Origin of the sequence: Vibrio sp. Of7-15, from assembly GCF_022347565.1 — a bacterium.
Lineage (GTDB): Bacteria > Pseudomonadota > Gammaproteobacteria > Enterobacterales > Vibrionaceae > NORP241.
In genome coordinates this window covers 20787-37364 of the sequence record NZ_JAKRGH010000032.1, presented here as the reverse complement: position 1 = coordinate 37364, position 16578 = coordinate 20787, and the positions used below count along the sequence as shown (strand labels likewise).

Annotated in this window: 18 protein-coding genes and 1 pseudogene; 4 read left to right on the top strand and 15 right to left on the bottom strand. The window is 40.1% G+C overall.

Annotation, left to right across the window (positions count from 1 at the left end; translation table 11 throughout):
- Positions 1-22 precede the first annotated feature (22 nt).
- Positions 23-1270 (bottom strand): SGNH/GDSL hydrolase family protein, encoded by a 1248-nt coding sequence (locus MHO82_RS22585; RefSeq protein ID WP_239188184.1) that lies wholly within the window; start codon positions 1268-1270, stop codon positions 23-25.
- A 365-nt stretch (positions 1271-1635) separates the two neighbouring features.
- On the opposite strand from MHO82_RS22585, the gene MHO82_RS22580 reads away from it, so the two are divergent.
- Positions 1636-2073, top strand: coding sequence for a bifunctional diaminohydroxyphosphoribosylaminopyrimidine deaminase/5-amino-6-(5-phosphoribosylamino)uracil reductase RibD (locus MHO82_RS22580; RefSeq protein WP_239188182.1), 438 nt, complete (start codon positions 1636-1638; stop codon positions 2071-2073).
- A gap of 39 nt (positions 2074-2112) precedes the next feature.
- Here MHO82_RS22580 and MHO82_RS22575 read toward each other — a convergent pair whose 3' ends face one another.
- Entirely contained in the window at positions 2113-2565 is a 453-nt protein-coding gene (locus tag MHO82_RS22575) for a phosphate-starvation-inducible PsiE family protein (RefSeq protein ID WP_239188180.1), read from the bottom strand.
- Between the two features lie 143 nt (positions 2566-2708).
- Between MHO82_RS22575 and pcp the strand changes: the two genes are divergently transcribed.
- On the top strand, positions 2709-3353 hold the full coding sequence (pcp, locus tag MHO82_RS22570) for a pyroglutamyl-peptidase I (protein ID WP_239188178.1): 645 nt from the start codon (positions 2709-2711) through the stop codon (positions 3351-3353).
- A 74-nt stretch (positions 3354-3427) separates the two neighbouring features.
- Here pcp and MHO82_RS22565 read toward each other — a convergent pair whose 3' ends face one another.
- From MHO82_RS22565 to MHO82_RS22535, 7 genes and pseudogenes are all read right to left on the bottom strand, one after another.
- Positions 3428-4042, bottom strand: a complete 615-nt coding sequence (locus tag MHO82_RS22565) for a LysE family translocator (protein ID WP_239188176.1) — start codon at positions 4040-4042, stop codon at positions 3428-3430.
- Positions 4043-4137: 95 nt separating this feature from the next.
- Complete coding sequence (locus MHO82_RS22560; RefSeq protein WP_239188174.1) at positions 4138-4383, bottom strand: Rho-binding antiterminator; 246 nt, start codon at positions 4381-4383, stop codon at positions 4138-4140.
- A gap of 185 nt (positions 4384-4568) precedes the next feature.
- Positions 4569-4958: a DUF2784 domain-containing protein gene (locus MHO82_RS22555; protein ID WP_239188172.1), complete on the bottom strand. Its 390-nt coding sequence runs from the start codon at positions 4956-4958 to the stop codon at positions 4569-4571.
- Positions 4959-5199: 241 nt separating this feature from the next.
- Positions 5200-5487: pseudogene (locus MHO82_RS22550) on the bottom strand (hypothetical protein); the annotation flags it as partial.
- 103 nt (positions 5488-5590) lie between these two features.
- On the bottom strand, positions 5591-6070 hold the full coding sequence (locus MHO82_RS22545; RefSeq protein WP_239188170.1) for an RDD family protein: 480 nt from the start codon (positions 6068-6070) through the stop codon (positions 5591-5593).
- 162 nt (positions 6071-6232) lie between these two features.
- Positions 6233-6757: a hypothetical protein gene (locus tag MHO82_RS22540; protein WP_239188167.1), complete on the bottom strand. Its 525-nt coding sequence runs from the start codon at positions 6755-6757 to the stop codon at positions 6233-6235.
- A 100-nt stretch (positions 6758-6857) separates the two neighbouring features.
- Positions 6858-7421 carry a hypothetical protein gene (locus tag MHO82_RS22535; RefSeq protein ID WP_239188164.1) on the bottom strand — a complete coding sequence of 188 codons (564 nt, stop codon included), beginning with the start codon at positions 7419-7421 and terminating at the stop codon, positions 6858-6860.
- A gap of 485 nt (positions 7422-7906) precedes the next feature.
- Between MHO82_RS22535 and MHO82_RS22530 the strand changes: the two genes are divergently transcribed.
- Positions 7907-8554 carry a carbohydrate-binding protein gene (locus MHO82_RS22530; protein WP_239188161.1) on the top strand — a complete coding sequence of 216 codons (648 nt, stop codon included), beginning with the start codon at positions 7907-7909 and terminating at the stop codon, positions 8552-8554.
- Between the two features lie 423 nt (positions 8555-8977).
- On the opposite strand, the gene MHO82_RS22525 is transcribed toward MHO82_RS22530, so the two are convergent.
- The 6 genes from MHO82_RS22525 to MHO82_RS22500 form a co-directional block, all read right to left on the bottom strand.
- Complete coding sequence (locus MHO82_RS22525; protein WP_239188159.1) at positions 8978-9898, bottom strand: hypothetical protein; 921 nt, start codon at positions 9896-9898, stop codon at positions 8978-8980.
- A complete protein-coding gene (locus MHO82_RS22520; RefSeq protein WP_239188157.1) occupies positions 9895-10629 on the bottom strand; it encodes an SDR family oxidoreductase in 735 nt (244 codons plus the stop codon). The genes MHO82_RS22525 and MHO82_RS22520 overlap by 4 nt, the downstream gene beginning before the upstream one ends.
- Positions 10630-10651: 22 nt before the next feature.
- On the bottom strand, positions 10652-11071 hold the full coding sequence (locus MHO82_RS22515) for a MaoC family dehydratase (protein WP_239188155.1): 420 nt from the start codon (positions 11069-11071) through the stop codon (positions 10652-10654).
- Between the two features lie 10 nt (positions 11072-11081).
- The gene (locus tag MHO82_RS22510; protein WP_239188153.1) at positions 11082-11327 is read right to left on the bottom strand and encodes an acyl carrier protein; all 246 of its coding nucleotides are present in this window, start codon (positions 11325-11327) and stop codon (positions 11082-11084) included.
- Between the two features lie 67 nt (positions 11328-11394).
- Positions 11395-13206: an HAD-IIIC family phosphatase gene (locus tag MHO82_RS22505; protein WP_239188151.1), complete on the bottom strand. Its 1812-nt coding sequence runs from the start codon at positions 13204-13206 to the stop codon at positions 11395-11397.
- 22 nt (positions 13207-13228) lie between these two features.
- The gene (locus MHO82_RS22500; RefSeq protein ID WP_239188149.1) at positions 13229-14239 is read right to left on the bottom strand and encodes a polysaccharide deacetylase family protein; all 1011 of its coding nucleotides are present in this window, start codon (positions 14237-14239) and stop codon (positions 13229-13231) included.
- A 445-nt stretch (positions 14240-14684) separates the two neighbouring features.
- On the opposite strand from MHO82_RS22500, the gene MHO82_RS22495 reads away from it, so the two are divergent.
- Positions 14685-16577 carry a DUF294 nucleotidyltransferase-like domain-containing protein gene (locus MHO82_RS22495; RefSeq protein WP_239188147.1) on the top strand — a complete coding sequence of 631 codons (1893 nt, stop codon included), beginning with the start codon at positions 14685-14687 and terminating at the stop codon, positions 16575-16577.
- Position 16578: the final 1 nt, after the last annotated feature.

Sequence of the window (16578 nt, the reverse complement as noted above, 5' to 3'; positions counted from 1 at the left end):
ACAATCGTCGGCTTATTTTGTTTTAAAAAGAGAAGCTGCTTAATGATGAGCCTACAACTTCATTTGCAATCACTTCATGCGCTTTGGTCGTTGGGTGAGTCACACCCCAGAATACGTAACTGTCTGAACCGTAAGATGCACAGTCATTAGTTAAAGAATGACTCATTAAATAATCTTTTGACGAACTGCGATTAATATCAAGACACGCATCGGTGGCATTACGGAAACCATAACGCTCTGGGGTTTGAGTGATATTGGTAAAGAGCGTATTGGTATCGTGCAAGACAATATTCACCCCTTGACTTGCGTACTCGGCCACTTCCTGCTGAATGAAGACATTAAACGCATCAATTTTTGCTTTTACTTTTTCCGCTTCAGCGACAGATGTGTATTTAAATTGCGGTGCTTTAGTCGCATCTGGTAGGTTCAATACCAGAATGTTATCAGCTCCGTTTTCAGTTAGCTTTTTAAGTGCTTTTTTGAAATCATTACTTACATCGGCCACCGAGCGATCGTAATTAACAAAGTCATTTAAACCAAATTCAATGGTGAATAAACTGTTTTTAGGCTGGTAGTTTTTCGCCATTTTCATGTAGGTTAAGTAAGAGTTTACCTGATCATGAATACCCGATAACACGACATACTTAGTTTCACCTGCAGCACCACCCACAGCCCACGTATAAAGCGGTAAGTCTTTCATGTTAGCAAGGTACTCAGTCCACACAAAACCGTTAGAGAAGTGACCTAAGAACCACGTATTGCTGTTTGGAAAAATCCACTGAGAACCATTAAACAGGTTACCAGTATCAGAAATACTGTCACCGAAGCTGATTATTTTATTAATTGCAGCGGGTTGATTAGGCTTATCATTCGTCCAAATAGAATGGTTGTAAGAAAAACGATTATCCGACGCAAAATAAGTCATGTCTGCGGTAGCATGATCTACCCCTAACGTACTGTCACATTTTGTTTTAATTGCATCTTGTGCAACATCAGTAAAAAACATGTTTTTAAAAGAGATCGACGAATACCAGTATCCTGGAACCGTATAGTAACTACCATCTGAATTACGTGCCCACTCCCAGTCTGTCGCCGCATCATCATGAGTAAAATGTGGGCGATACCAACACCTAACATAAGTATAGGTTTCATCTGCCTGAACATTTTGAACATCGCTTAATGAAAGGCTTTCAGGAGTAACAGGAGACTCTGCAAACGCAGGTGCAGCAAGTGACAACATGACCAATGTCGATAATAATTTTATTTTCATCTCAAACCATATTCCATTGAAAGTGAGAATAAATCTTATTTATAAATTAAATATTAATATATCAACTTTGCTTGATTTTGAGAGGTTAGTGCCAGCAATAATTCACCCAAATTAAGAATCTAACGCGAATTATCTTCATGGTTTCTAACTATTTACTCTAGAGTAACAATACTAACTTTCTTTTTCCTGATTTATCGCTTTCATACACCCCTTCTTCTGATTGCTTTATCCCCGACTGGCTGTTGACTATTTATATCTACTGATAAGAGGCTACTCCTTGCGATACGGATGAGAGCAAGCTTTTAAAGTGCAATCACGAAATGAATGAGCTAGGCTATGCTCTCGTTCATGCTCAGAGATCAACAATGACTGTAATTACTGACGAGATGTTTATGCGTCAAGCGCTCACTCTTTCTAAACGTGCGCTGCCTCATTGTCGCCCCAACCCTCCTGTTGGCTGTGTGTTAGTCAAAAATGGCAACATCATCAGTGAAGGGTTCACACAACCACCTGGAGAACACCACGCCGAAGCCCATGCCATTGCCAACTATCAGGGCAGCTTTGAAGGGGTAACGGCTTATGTCACTCTAGAGCCGTGCTCATTTGTTGGGCGTACGCCCTCTTGTGCAAACACATTGGCTCAACTGGGTGTAAAACGAGTGGTTGTCGCTTTGATCGACAGTGATCCTAGAAACAATGGAGCAGGACTGAATATATTAACGGAAGCTGGGGTAGAAATAAGTACGGGGATTCTACAGCAAGAAGTCGCCGACTTTATTACGCCGTATTTGATCAATAAATAGTCATTCAAAAAGGCCAGCGACCGACTGGCCTTATGGCGATCACACTTCTGCAGCATCTGGTGAAAATTTGGTGGTAACAATACGCAACAACACCAAAATAGAAATCACGAAGATGCTCATCACCACCTCATCCATACTGTATTCGCGATACCATAAGCTGATCAGCTCGCCAATCAGCACGACTAACGCCACATCTAGAATGAATGTGACTTTCACCCGCCCTTTTACTAAATAAGTTTGAAACACTCGTATCAGCTCTAAAGACGCCAAAATAACCACAATATCTTTAATCATGATTTCCGCGCCATGTGACCAATTGTCAGGGTAAGCATGGTACAAATTAACTAATAGATTAATAAACCCAGAAGCTAACCACAAATAAATGGCAATCATTAAAATTCCAATGAAAAAGCCCACAATACGTGAATGCCATTCGTGATTAATTAGAAAGGTTTGGTAAGCAGGAATACAATTTTCACTTTTCTCAGTCATTGTCTTACTCGATGAAATAAAACATCAGTATTGCCAAAAAACGTGACACTGATATGAACCAAGTGGAATTAGGCTCCCTCTATAAAAGAAAGTCAAAGCCCGGTACCATCGCAGTACAAGGTATAATTTAAAAAGGTAACCGAATGAAAACAGTATTAATGACGGGGTTTGAGCCCTTTGGGAATGATACGATCAACCCGTCTTTAGAGGCGGTGAAACAGCTTGATGGCTGCTTATTAGATGGTGGCATTATCGTGACATGCCAAGTTCCGGTTGTGCATGACAAAGCTATTGCTACTGTCGCATCGACTATTGAAAAATACCAACCAGATCATGTGATAACAATAGGTCAAGCTGCTGGAAGAGATGCAATAACACCAGAGCGCGTCGCTATCAACATCGATGATTATCGAATAGAAGATAACGAAGGCAATCAACCTATCGACTCTGCCATTATCCCTAATGGCCCAACGGCTTATTTTAGTACACTCCCCATTAAAGCTATTGTCCATCGCCTAACCGAACACGGTATCGCAGCTCAGATATCAAACTCTGCTGGCACTTTTGTGTGTAACCATCTTTTTTATGGTATTCAGCACTATCTAAGAAGTAGTACTATTACTCATGGCTTTATTCACATTCCCTTAATACCAGAGCAAACAACGAACACAAACCACCCTTCAATGGATTTAGAAACCATTATAAAAGGGCTTAAAGTAGCAGCACAGGCAGTAGTTCACCACAAGCAAGATATAGTATCGAAGAGCACTACCTCTCCGACTTGTTAATTTTTAATAACCAAATACCTAGGCGGAAAAGGCAAATGCCGCGAGTGTCCGCCTCAAATCATTTAGTGAGTGAATTATTGCCGACTGAACAACAAATTCGCCCCTGACAAAGCCAAAAATGCAGCACATGCTTTATTAAAGCGCCTTGTCATTTGGGGCTTTGAAAACCAGCTCCTTAAATACAAGCCAAACACTGCATAAATAGAGATTGCGAGTATTTCTAATACGAGAAATACTCCCCCTAATACAAGAAATTGCGCCTCAGCATTTGCCGAAACATCTACAAATTGGGGAAGAAATGCAGTAAAAATAAGAATTGCTTTCGGATTGCCCGCAGCCAATACAAACTCTTGTTTTACAAGCCCCATCAATTTTTTATTACGCTCAATGTCAGATAATGGGGTCGATTCTGAGCGCCAAAGTTTAAACGCAATCCAGAGCAAATAAGCAGCACCAAATAATTTTATTAGAAAAAACAGTACTTCTGATGTGTATAAAACAACCGCTAAACCAGACGCCGCCAGTGCAATCATAACTGAAAATGCAGCAATTCGACCAAGCCCAGCAGCAACAGCAGACTTAAAGCCATAACATCGCGCATTATTCATGGACAAAAGATTATTAGGCCCTGGCGTCATGTTGAGCGCAAAACATGCTGGTATAAAGAAAAATAACGCCCAAATTTCCATACTCTTTCCTTAGAAAACGAATACTTTAGATAAGCCCCAGACAAAGCTTAAGCTCATCACATAAGAATAACAGTCTGTTTATTTTGATTTAATGATTATCGAAAAGTGACTTCTTGAAAGTGTTTATTTTCAATACAAACGACAAGCTTAGAGATCCCATCTAACACGACTAACTCTTCAACGCCATTTACATCAACTTTAATGCATTCTTCACGGTCTTCATTACGCTGAGTATCAAGTGCTATGCATTCTATTATTGCTCCTGACCTCAGAGTTAACTGAATAGGATAACGACACATACACACTATTTCTATATAGTCATATTCATTACAACTGATCATTTCATTCACCTTTTAAGGTTTATTGCTCAACGTAAGACGGATAATTGCACAATGCAATATCTTCGCTGCCCTATACGTCAAAATTCACTTTTCTATAGATAAACCGTTCAATATAGCCCCATCTAAAGAACCAACTTCCCCTACAAAGAACCCGTAGTGACACAGTTTAGGAAATAATTACTCACTCATTTATGTGGCGGAAGTCGGACCCATGACACGATAACAAGTAAACCGAATAAGGTATAAATCAATATAAACACCCAATCAGAGGCTTGATAATACAAAATACGTTGTAGCCAATATTGAATGAAGCTTCCGGTATAGTGCGCTTCATTAACTTGCGCGCGTAACCACATTTCCAGTGTTGTGAGTGGGCATATTAACCCCAACCAAGATTGAACAACAACAAAACTGATCCCCACCAGATGAACAACTCGAAACCACCAGTTTCTGATCCAAGCCCATTTAAGGCACCCACCGAGTAAGATTAATATCAAAGAAACAATGATAAAGAAGACAAACGAAAAGTGTAGAAACAAAATAGCATCTGCGAGATATTGATAGAATTTCGTCATGCTTACGGCTCCGAAAAACACCTAACACATAGGCAACCCAGCATAACTATCCATTACATGCAGCTACGACCTCACCGATTGTCTATACGATCAAATATAGGCTAACTAACGTTGCACTAGGTTATGTTCCGTAATTATCTTGGTATCATCGTAGATGCCATTTTCAATCAAAACAATGAAAAAATACGGAAGTTTAACAAATGGACTAACAGCTAGCCCCCTTATGATTAGTTAAAATAACTTAGAGCTTGTCTGCCAACTTTTTGATGTAAGACTTCGCCAATTCCGTATCATCACGGCTTAACCACTTAATACAATCAAACAGTTCCCAAATTAAGCCTTTGTCGCCACTGGTATACACTGGAAAATTTTCATGTTGGGGTACAGGTTCGTCCGTTAACCTGCTTGCCATAATACCGCTTTTATCAAACAACACTTTAAACGGTTTCGAAATCTTAAATGGCTCATTAAGATCTAAACAATGAACCTCTGCACTCGTCAGATCATTGAAAACGTATTTTTTGAAGTGGCAAATGCATTAAGTTTAACTCTTCTTGATTCAAACTTACCTCCGTTTGTAGGAATGTGGTCATGTGCCGTTTTCGTATATTGCTGCCAATATTGAATTCCACTTATTTCGTAGCAGTTACATCTATGACTTTTGTTCCTGCAATTAAATCATGTAGGCAGCGCTTGTCTTTGCGAAAAATAAACAAAATATTAATCAATGACATAAAACTCCCAATAAATGGTATGTACCCTAAAATAACCATAGGCAGTGAACGTTTAACTAATAATTTAGGTAAACCTAGTAACCTTTCATCTAAATCAACAATTGCAATTTCAAACACATTTTTACCAATAGTTTGGCCTTTTTTATGCAGTAAGTATCCATTACAAAGTAGGTATGTAAGCCAGCTATACACGACAAATAACGCCGTTTCCATTGGAGAAACTTGACCAGAACTAGTCATACGCTCACCAACATCTGTATAAAAAAATATGGGGATAATGAAAGTAATAAACACGATAAAATCAATAACTCCAGCCCAAAAACGTGACCATCTAGAGGCCAATTTATATTTTGATGTGTGGTCTACTTCTGTCGCCACTTTAATCTCCTTAAGCAAACATGCCTAAAATATTAGGCCTGCATATTTATATAATTTAATCTACAAAATTGATAACAAGAATAAATTAAATCGGTTACTGATACTAGATATTTTCAGTATCAACTACATGAACATAAAAATAACAAATATTTATTCTCTATTTTAAAAAACGGTAATACTTAGTTTTTGACTATAAACCAGCGCTCTTTCCACCTTTTTTGTCCATAACATCATTAGCATTAAACTGATAAGAAAAATGAGTAGACTAACATCTAGAACAAAGTTAATGACGGCTAGCAACATATTTACACCCCAAAATAAATGGGTTACTTTGCGAAACCCTTTGAATTGCAGGTACATAGAATACGGCTCATGGAAACAGATATAAACTGTCGATATCAAATGAATTAAGCCAATAATCAAAAATGCTACCTCTTGACTATCAACACAATAGCATAAAAATATTGAAAAAATCACTGGAGAAAGATAGAGGCCAGCAGCACGCTGATGCATCCAAAATAGCTGCCTACCACTAGTTCTATTTTTTACACCTTCAAGTTTATGCAAACGATCGAACCTAAAGTATTTATTCTCTTTATTGGTAAAGTAGGGGATCCAAATGGGAGCAAGCAAAAATGCGAACACTATGCCTAATGGTAGAGTAAAAACTAAAACAAGCTCAATCAATGTAGCTTCCTTCCAACTATAAACCGATAGAATATTACCACGCTATTGATATAGTCATCAAACCCTGAAAAAAGTAACATAAAGTGTGTATACTCAAAAATTAAACTATGTTTTTTTTAATGATTTTATTACCACCGTTGTCAACATGGCTCATTATTATTTTTGAGACTTCCAACGGCGTTAAATTAGAATTATCTATTGAAAGGGTATTTTCATGTTCAATTTTCAAAAACTTGGTCCTTTTAGCCAAATCCGACACAGATTCAGCATTTGACAGTTTATTTGTACTCTGACGGCTTTCCGACACACAACGTTCAAGTAAAACGCTTAACCGAGGATTCAAGTGTATGGGGTACACATCAATCCCTTCACGTATAAAAAAGCTTAAGTATTTCTCAACTTCTTCTGAATCACTGTCATTACAGGTCATCGAGGTTAGCACAAGGTGACTGACTCCGATTTCCCTTGCCTTTGAAAGAACCAATCGACGAATGCGATTAGTGAAAGAAAGAAAATCCTTATCCCCAAATTCATCATAAATGGAAAGACTCAGATCAACAGCTAAATGATTGTGAAACAACTTATAGCCAAACTGCTCATTCAAACATGTCGCCACCGTAAGCTTGCCTGCGGCAGGCCCGCCATGTATCCATACTAGCTTCATATAAAATAACCTACTCAACCTTACACTAAACATCTTTTAACGTTGTTTCCCGTTATAAATTCACAACGCTTGATTAAACCATTCCAAATTGCTTCTTCTATATCACTGGCCTCAGGAAAGCCTTAGAAATTCTCACCACTTTTATTACCAATCAAGAAAAAATATACATTAAATATAAAAAGCCACTACCTCAATTTTTTAATTTATTTTTTGTTTGAGTTTACCCTGTATTTTCTATAAAAATTTCCCGAAAGTTTTGATGTAACGAAAAAGAAATTCAACAGAAAAATAGAGTGACATAAAAATTCACGAAGAACCCAACTGTAGAAAATCTGCTCTTCTACGATTAAGTATTAAACACCTAAGCTTAACTTAAGTGATATGCATCGAAAATATATAAAAGAACTCCCATTCCCAGAACCAATAAGATAATAATCACCTTCATAAAATCACCACTCATTTAAAGAATAAGGTAAAGATTTATAATGAAAAAGCATCTATTGGGCCTAAGCTTTTTAGGATTAGCCACATCTTTTGGAGCCTCAGCAAATTGGACATTAGCGTATCACCACGATAAAAACGGTAATGTAATAGAAGGACAGCTATGTCAACTCATCGATGCGGTGGAAGCAGGGCAAGAAGTTAGAATTCTGCAAGATGCAGGTACTTCAAAAGCATTATCTACCGCTGAATATGTATACACTAAAGATGGCAAGGTTTACGCTGAGTTGACATCAAATATTAGTAGTGGTTTTGTTGGCGACAAACTACACATTCATGACAACGCTTATCACTACTTCTCGACTGTAGACACCAGCGGCTACCGACACGCTGCAAGATGGAACGTAGGAGAGCACGTCAATCGTGGTTATAACTCTGACACAATTGCAGTTAAGTGGTTTGTTAACACAGATAAACCATTAGGCATCTTTAACTCCACATGTAACGGTGATGGTGACAACAACCCTGAGACTCCTGATTTGACCAAAGTGCCAACTTGGTCTGCAACAAAAGAATATAAAGGTGGCGAAGTAGTTAAACACAATAACGTTTATTACTACGCGAGACACTGGACATTATCTCAAGAGCCAAAAGACAGTCAAAGTGGACCTTGGACAGCATTGAAGTTTTAATTTAATTACCTATTCAAATTTGTGCCTGACTTTAAATTACTCTGTATATTTACACATAGATAACTTTAATGTTTTTAGGCACTGTACTTATTTTTAACTCCACGATTGGTGGAGTTAAAAATAAACTTAATCCTATCTCACTAGGTACTAAAATTTACTATACCATCACTTATAAATACACTAGCTATTGCTAGAGAGTGCTGCATTTGTAACAGAAAAACATTTAATGAACATTAAGTTTGTGGTCAGTGTACAACTCAATGGAAGTAAATAGAGACTTTGAGCTGAGTACTGCTTAAAGAAGCAAATACTAAAGCAAACGCCTTTTTATAACTGCTATTCTTCATATTACTAATATTAGTCTTTCTTAAATAAACATGACCACTCACAGTATTAGTTTTACAAATAAGTCCATAATAATAACTAAAATTGTCGATACCACTCTAACAGTGCTTTCCGAGGCCAGATCATTAAATACCCCGTTGGTTTATACTGACCTTCCACATACAAACGTTTACGCTTTTTATTATTCAACGCTGCACTTTTATCGGCATCGCTTTCGCTTAATTTAAAAAACTTGGCACCGCCTTGTTCAGGAATACTTCGTAAATATTGAGTATTTTTACTAATATCACCAACCGCCTTATCCCAAAACCAGCTTTGAGCAAAAACCCCTGAAATGTTGGGCTGACAAAGCACTTCTTTCGCCACTTCCTTATAAAGCCGGATCCAACCTTCTTCTAAGAAATGGGGCTGAATTCTGCGATCATCCATATGAAGTTCAAAGAGCCGTTTATAATTACCTCTCAGATCCAAATACAAGGTCTTCAGACCATAACACGCCTGAGAGATCCCTCCACAAAGCAAAAAGCGACGGGGAAGACCGCTTACCTCTAAGTGACAAATCGAAGACGTAGGCAACATTTTTAACGCGGCGATATGAATGTCTTTTTTAAAATAATCATGGTGAGCATCCAAATACATGGTGCCACCACTTTCTATATACTGACAAATATCACTAAACCAATCGGTGATCGCCATTTTGGTTGTTGGCGCTATTGCTGAAGATGAGGCATTATGTTTATTCAATGTCGCTAAACTTCGTTGCATCAACATTAATAAAGCCAATCGATGCATAGTATAAAGAGCCTCTGCACCTTCCGTTTGGACTATTTTCTCAAACCATGGTGCTAAAAAACCAGGAAACTGGGTATACGGGCTGGTATTGCGAGCACCTGAAAAAAAAGACAAGTAATGTGAGACAGGAAAACGCGATAAGAATTGATTTTCCGAATCGGCTTCAATGTCACATACATTAGCTAGAATACGCTGCTCTAGACTCATATCACCTCTCCTCCTGAAATGGGTAAATTTGCCCCATTCATGTACTCTGCTCCTTCGGAGAGTAAAAAGGCCACAACAGGCGCAACGTCTTTTGTTGAGGCATTACGGCCCAGTGGGTGCTTTTCAGCATGCAGCTCAACCAGTTTATCCGGTACGTGGTGCAAAAAGGAGGTTTCCATCATAGAGGGCGACACCGCATTCACTTTTAACCCTTTGTGTCCATACTCTGCTGCAACCGCACGCATGAGCCCCATTAACGCGTATTTTCCTGTGGTATAATGTGCCATGGCCGAAGGGGGCAACCCTAGCGTGACACTGCTCAATAAGAAAACAATATGTCCAGATCCCCGCTTAGCCATTCTAGGAGCAAAATACTTCAAAACATCAAATGCCGCCAAAGTTTGCAGATGAAAATCTTGCTGAAAATCATCTCGGGTTAACGACTTAAAACGCTTCATCTGTAAAGGAGGGGCTTGCAAAATTACAATCTGATCTGGCATATCGCACACTTCACTCACTTGCTTTATCAAAGATTGTGTACCGACTTCGGTATTAAGATCCGCTGGCATAGGAATAATATCACCGCAATATTGCCGATTTAACGCAACCAACTTTTCTGGATGCTGAAAGCAATGAGCCAAAACCTGAACGTCATCACACTCAAGCTGTTTGATGATTTCTATACCAATGTCGGAGCTTGCTCCTAAAATTAAGACGTGTTTCATTGCCATGATCTTTCTCCCATCCCTATTATCAGCCTTCAAAAACACCCGCTTTTATGGTTGCCTTTGACACTTTCTGACCATGCTGATTCACAATGTATGCCTTAATTGAGATACGTTTTAAGCCTTCATTAACCTCTACTACTTCACCAGAAATCGTAAGTTCGTCACCAATGTACACCGGACGTCGAAAACTGGTTTCCACTTCTTGCAATAGCGCATTTCTCCCTGGTAAGTAAACGCCCACCAGCGTGGAATACAAAGAAGCTGTTAACATGCCATACACCACCCGTTCGGCATAACCCCGCTCTTTTGCAAAGCTAGGGTCCACATGCAGCGGATTGGTATCACCACTTATCTTTGTAAACGCATCAACCAAATCGGCAGTAATCAAGCGTGAAAAATCATGACTCAACCCGACATGGATTGTCGCTAAAGTATAATTTTCCATACTATGCCCCTTATGCCGTAAGCTTTTGTGCAATTAAATCAACCGTAGCGCCAACATGACCGGCTTGATTCATCTGCTCGATTTCAGCCATGGATAACTTAATGTGAAACTCTTTTTCCAGCGCATCTATGATCTGAATTTGCGCCAACGAATCCCAATCTTCCGCATCATCTGCGGTGGTATTGCGAGTAATTTCCAATTCATCATCATCCAGTACATCTTGAATAATGTCACTTAATCGATCGAGTATATTCATCTTATGCTCCTTGCATTCGAAAACTTAATGACTAACTTTCACCTTCATACCACTATCGCGTAATTACCTATACTTCAACAGCATAGTTGATGGTAATGGGTATTTCTTGGTGCTGAGGGGAGTTTGTTAATGCCAACTTCCATATTGTGTGACCGTTATCGTGCTGCTGGACAAAATCAAACCCTAGCGATGGATAATGCTCAGCCACTAACGCGTTTTTTGTTGTGGGTATGTAAGTCCCGATGATTTCCTCGCAATCAGCTTTGACCGCAAATGTCTTTAATGCCGTAAACATCGCTAATTCAAACTCGCGTTTAATCACCCGACAACTCATGAGCCACAGCTCAACGTGTAACGCTTTACCTACAATACGCCCAACAATCACCGACACTAAGCCATTATCACCATAACAATCAGACAACCTGCCATAAAGAGTCACGTGTTGATCGGACTCTGATAAGGCGCTAATTTCTTGCTCGGTGTAACGCTGGGTCGTTAAATTAAACTGATTCGTTTTATTGGTTAACTGCGCAATGCGAGATAAATACACCCCTTCAAACGGCCCGATGTCCGCTTTCATCTCTAAAGAATATAAAAATTGACGATAATCCGAAAACTGCGCCTGCTGCTGAGCCCGTTGGTTATTTTGCAAGTACATTTGCCCGCGAGTGGCATCTTCTTTATTCAGTGACGTGATTTCAAAATAGCCCGCTTTGTCTAATACACTGATGTACTGACTAATATCATGACCTATATTCGGCACTGATACTGAGGGTAACTGCTCACTCACGAGTTGTCTCTCAGCGGGGTTATCATCGATAAACACCAAACTGTCCAGACCAATATTAATGTCTGCCGCAATGCTTTTTAGGTGTGTGTCTTTACACTGCCAATTGGCACAGATCTGAGTAAAGTCTGATACCGCTAATTGGCTGTCAGGGTGTGCTAACCCCAGTTTAGCGTTGTGAATATCATTCTTACTTGAAATGGCGAGTAAAACCCCCCTCTGCTTAAGAGAGTGAACGTACTGTTGCATTTCACTGAATGCGGCTGCTTGAGGTGTTTCATGACCCAATTTAAGCCCGTCTACGCCATCATCACCAACCACTCCTCCCCACAGTGTATTATCCAAATCACACACCAAACATTTTTTACTCCGACCTAATACCGCATTGATTTGTGCAGCCACACTACGTCCCAGTAAGGGGAACGCATCCGTACTCATTGCGTATTTATAAGCATGCCATTGCCTTCGATCATACCATCGCTCAAGGCCAAACCAAGCCGCTTGATAATGAATATCGTGCACCATCATGGCTCGGTTGTTTCTGGCGTATTGGGCAAATTTATCGTTTAAACGTGAGACAAAAACGGACTTTCCTGAATATGCTGTCGCATCAAAATTACCTAATGGGCGACTAAATGGCGCTTCAAAATTATTCTGGATGATCGTGGCCCCTTCAAACTTAGCCGCTAAACTTTGCCAAACCTGTTCAAAATGCTGATAAGTTTGCTCTACCAAAAGCGACACCTCTTCTTCACTGGCAAAAGCATCAGGCCACTTCGTAATATTCATACTCGATGTATGCACATATATAAACTGAGGCGAAAATTGCGCTAAATCTGAATTTTCAAATACCGCCTCTTCAAAAAATTGGTTAAATTCAGATTGATAAAATTCAGGGTTAAAACCTTGTTGCAATAAAAACAAATCAATAAATTTCACCATCTCTGCGGTAGTAGATCCCCCTAACACCGCCACCTTTACTGGTGTTAATGTTTCATTTTCTCGAAGGGTGCGTCTCATCTTACGATTTTTACGTTGTAAATGCCCTACATCCAAAGGGTACAAAATGGAGTTATTATTTGCCTGTGTCATAGCAAGAGCTCCTTATCAAAAATCAGCTTGGTTTACATTGCCTAAAAACATCAAAGGTGCCTGAAAGCGCCAATTTCAGGTGCAGTAACGATCGGCTGTCCATCACCAAGTTGCGTTTTAATGTCAAAGGGTGATCGCCAATCGCATTTAACCCTTCATCCAAGGTTGTCGCCGATTCAATACCTAGTGCATCAATGTGTGGTATCTGCCCCGGCTCCCAAATGCCGCTGGGATAGCAAAAATCATTCAATGCTCCCTGACAATCGAGTTCGGCTTCTAACAAGGCTTTGTTTTTTTCTATCTGGTGACGTAATTGAGGCGCATCCAATGGTAATTGGTGACCATGAGTGTGTAATTGAAAATTAGCGAATTGATTAGCTAAGTCAGCTTGGCGTAGCTCTTCAAAACTGGCATTCTGAAATAATTTGTTATTGATTAAACTCTTATCTAACCCAGCACCCAACACCATGCTTTCTAAAAAAGCCAACTTATCTGGATCCGATTTTCCGTTCAGGTGAGCTTCAACTTGAGCCACGATCTCTTGCGGCTGACCCGAAAAAGAATACGTTTCTCCCGCTTCTGTTACCGTAAAATGGTGAGCCCCCGTCTTCCATATCAAATATTGCACCAATACATTCACCACCGGGATCTGGTGTGAAACATAATAGGTCGTAACGTATAACGTCGACGGAAACCGATAACGTTCTAATATAGGCAGCATATCCACCACACTGGCATACCAACCATCATCAATCGTTAGGACTACGGGGTATTTGTACTTCACTTCCCCCTTTAAATGCCGCTTTGCTTCTTGCAGGCTGATCACCTGATATCTTGAGTCCTGCAAATAATTTAAAATTTCATGCAGCTTAGGTTTTGAAATAAACACACCCGGCCAAAATTCATTTTCTCCTTGCTGCGCCACCGAATGAAAACACAAAATAGACACTTTATGACGATTTATATAGCTACATAACCGCTGAATACCTGTGTAATAAAGCGTGTGATAAATAAAATGTTTAAGTGCTCTCATATTCGGTTAACCCCTAAACTCTGTGATGTACCTATTTACATCACTAGAAAAACCGCCACATATTGTTATAGAGAGCATAATTGACGCCAAAATTGCCAGCCCATGAAGAAAAAGCCAAGAAAACAAAATAAGAAACTGAAATATAAATAAAAAAAGAAATAAATTTGAGAGTTAAAAACAATAAAAAACGTAAACTAACGCCCCAACATGGGGAAGTTCACCATCAACCTCTCAGCAATGAACGTCGCATTTTGCAATGCAGGCTGCCTACTTTTTAATTCATTGTGAAGGTTTACCGTCTACTTAACCGAATGAATGACAGGCATCGTCGCTTTTCTAGCTAATAGACTGATCTATGAAGACGCTTGATGTACTATACCGACATATCCCTCACAATAACGCCATAAGCAATCAGTGAGGTTCACTGCTGACGAAAGGTAAAAACATGGAAGCAGAACTAATTGAAATACAAAACTTCCTAGCACAATATCCGCCATTTAATGAGCTCAGTGACGAGGTTCTTGAACACATAACCCGGCACATTGAGATTTCATATTATCGCCAAGATACCCCTATCATTCATTTCGGCGATCAGATCAACGATTTGTACATGGTACGAAGTGGCGTCGTTGAAGTGTATCGCCGTAAGGGTGAACTCTATAACCGACTGGATGAGGGCGATCTATTTGGCCAAATGGGACTTCTCACGAATAATAAGGTTCGCTTCCCAGTTAAGGCCATCGAAGATACCCTGGTGTATTGCATTCCTGAAGCCGTTTTCCAAGAGCTGTACGATAATCATGACAGCTTCGCAGATTTTGTTGAAGTAGAAGACAACGCTCGCCTAAGACAAGCAGTGTCGAACAGCAACGAACAAAATGACCTCACGACATCAAAGGTGCGTACGTTGCTGACTCGTGATGCCCCCTCCGTCACGAAAACCGAAACCATCCAGAGTGCCGCCATTAAAATGGCAGAAGAAAATGTCTCTTCCCTGCTCATCATCGATCCTGATGTTGGCGACGATGACGATGAAGAGGATCTCAACCCCGTGATCGGCATCATCACCGATCGTGATTTGTGTACGCGCGTACTTGCGGAAGGCCTCGATCCTAATGATGAAGTTTCTAGCGTCATGACCGTGGATGTGATCTCACTGGATCACAATGCTTATGTCTATGAAGCCATGCTCACCATGCTACGTTATAACGTGCATCACCTTCCCGTGCTGAAAGACAAACAACCTATAGGTATTATCGAAACCACCGACATTGTTCGTTACGAATCACAAAACTCGCTTTTATTGGTAAGCAGTATTTTCCAGCAACAAAATATTGAAGAACTGGCCGTACTGTGTGAACAAGTAAAAGACAGCTTCGTTCGCTTAGTCAATGAAGACGCCAACTCCCATATGGTCGGCAGTGCCATGTCGGTAATTGGTCGCAGTGTAAAGCAACGCCTAATTGAGCTGGCCGAGGAAGAACTTGGTCCTCCTCCCGTGCCATATTGCTTCTTAGCCCTTGGTTCTATGGGGCGAGATGAACAACTGATCGTCACCGATCAAGATAACGCCATTATTCTTGATGACAGCTATCAATCCGAAAAGCACGGTAAGTACTTTGAGCAATTGGCCACCTACGTGTGTGATGCCCTTGATAAATGCGGTTACACTTACTGCACTGGCGATATCATGGCTACCAATCCAGATTGGCGAATGACACGCCGCGAATGGGAAGCCTGCTTTGCCGACTGGATAGACGATCCTAACCCAAAAGCCTTACTCAATGCGTCCATTTTCTTTGATTTAGATGGTGTGCATGGCCGCCTAAAATGGGCAGAGCAGTTAAATGGGTTTATTGTCAGACGCGCCCGTAAAAACAACCGATTTTTGGCTTGTTTAGCCCGTAACGCCTTAAATCGCACGCCTCCTCTTGGGTTCTTCAAAGACTTTGTGATGGAAAAAGATGGCCGTCACAATAATTCCATTAACCTAAAACGAAGAGGAACCGCCCCTCTGGCCGATTTGATCCGTGTTCATGCGCTAGCCGTTGGTTCACGTTCACAAAACTCCTTTGAACGCCTTGACGACATCATAGATGCAGGCATTTTACCTAAAGGACGCGCTCAAGATTTGCGTGATGCCATGGAATTCATCTCCATGGTACGAATTCGACACCAAGCATTAGATGTAGAGCAAGGAATTGAACCTGATAATAATATTGAGCCCGAAAACCTATCAGATTTTGAACGCCGCAATCTAAAAGATGCGTTCCAAATCTTGAGTAATGCTCAAAACTTTTTGAAGTTCCGATACCAAGCTAGTAATAACTTTAAGTGAG

Bases quoted from the DNA above. Each gene is read 5' to 3' on its own strand.
- MHO82_RS22585 (WP_239188184.1), bottom strand. From the start codon at position 1,270: ATGAAAATAAAATTATTATCGACATTGGTCATGTTGTCACTTGCTGCA.
- MHO82_RS22580 (WP_239188182.1), top strand. From the start codon at position 1,636: ATGACTGTAATTACTGACGAGATGTTTATGCGTCAAGCGCTCACTCTT.
- MHO82_RS22575 (WP_239188180.1), bottom strand. From the start codon at position 2,565: ATGACTGAGAAAAGTGAAAATTGTATTCCTGCTTACCAAACCTTTCTA.
- pcp (WP_239188178.1), top strand. From the start codon at position 2,709: ATGAAAACAGTATTAATGACGGGGTTTGAGCCCTTTGGGAATGATACG.
- MHO82_RS22565 (WP_239188176.1), bottom strand. From the start codon at position 4,042: ATGGAAATTTGGGCGTTATTTTTCTTTATACCAGCATGTTTTGCGCTC.
- MHO82_RS22560 (WP_239188174.1), bottom strand. From the start codon at position 4,383: ATGATCAGTTGTAATGAATATGACTATATAGAAATAGTGTGTATGTGT.
- MHO82_RS22555 (WP_239188172.1), bottom strand. From the start codon at position 4,958: ATGACGAAATTCTATCAATATCTCGCAGATGCTATTTTGTTTCTACAC.
- MHO82_RS22535 (WP_239188164.1), bottom strand. From the start codon at position 7,421: ATGAAGCTAGTATGGATACATGGCGGGCCTGCCGCAGGCAAGCTTACG.
- MHO82_RS22530 (WP_239188161.1), top strand. From the start codon at position 7,907: ATGAAAAAGCATCTATTGGGCCTAAGCTTTTTAGGATTAGCCACATCT.
- MHO82_RS22525 (WP_239188159.1), bottom strand. From the start codon at position 9,898: ATGAGTCTAGAGCAGCGTATTCTAGCTAATGTATGTGACATTGAAGCC.
- MHO82_RS22520 (WP_239188157.1), bottom strand. From the start codon at position 10,629: ATGGCAATGAAACACGTCTTAATTTTAGGAGCAAGCTCCGACATTGGT.
- MHO82_RS22515 (WP_239188155.1), bottom strand. From the start codon at position 11,071: ATGGAAAATTATACTTTAGCGACAATCCATGTCGGGTTGAGTCATGAT.
- MHO82_RS22510 (WP_239188153.1), bottom strand. From the start codon at position 11,327: ATGAATATACTCGATCGATTAAGTGACATTATTCAAGATGTACTGGAT.
- MHO82_RS22505 (WP_239188151.1), bottom strand. From the start codon at position 13,206: ATGACACAGGCAAATAATAACTCCATTTTGTACCCTTTGGATGTAGGG.
- MHO82_RS22500 (WP_239188149.1), bottom strand. From the start codon at position 14,239: ATGAGAGCACTTAAACATTTTATTTATCACACGCTTTATTACACAGGT.
- MHO82_RS22495 (WP_239188147.1), top strand. From the start codon at position 14,685: ATGGAAGCAGAACTAATTGAAATACAAAACTTCCTAGCACAATATCCG.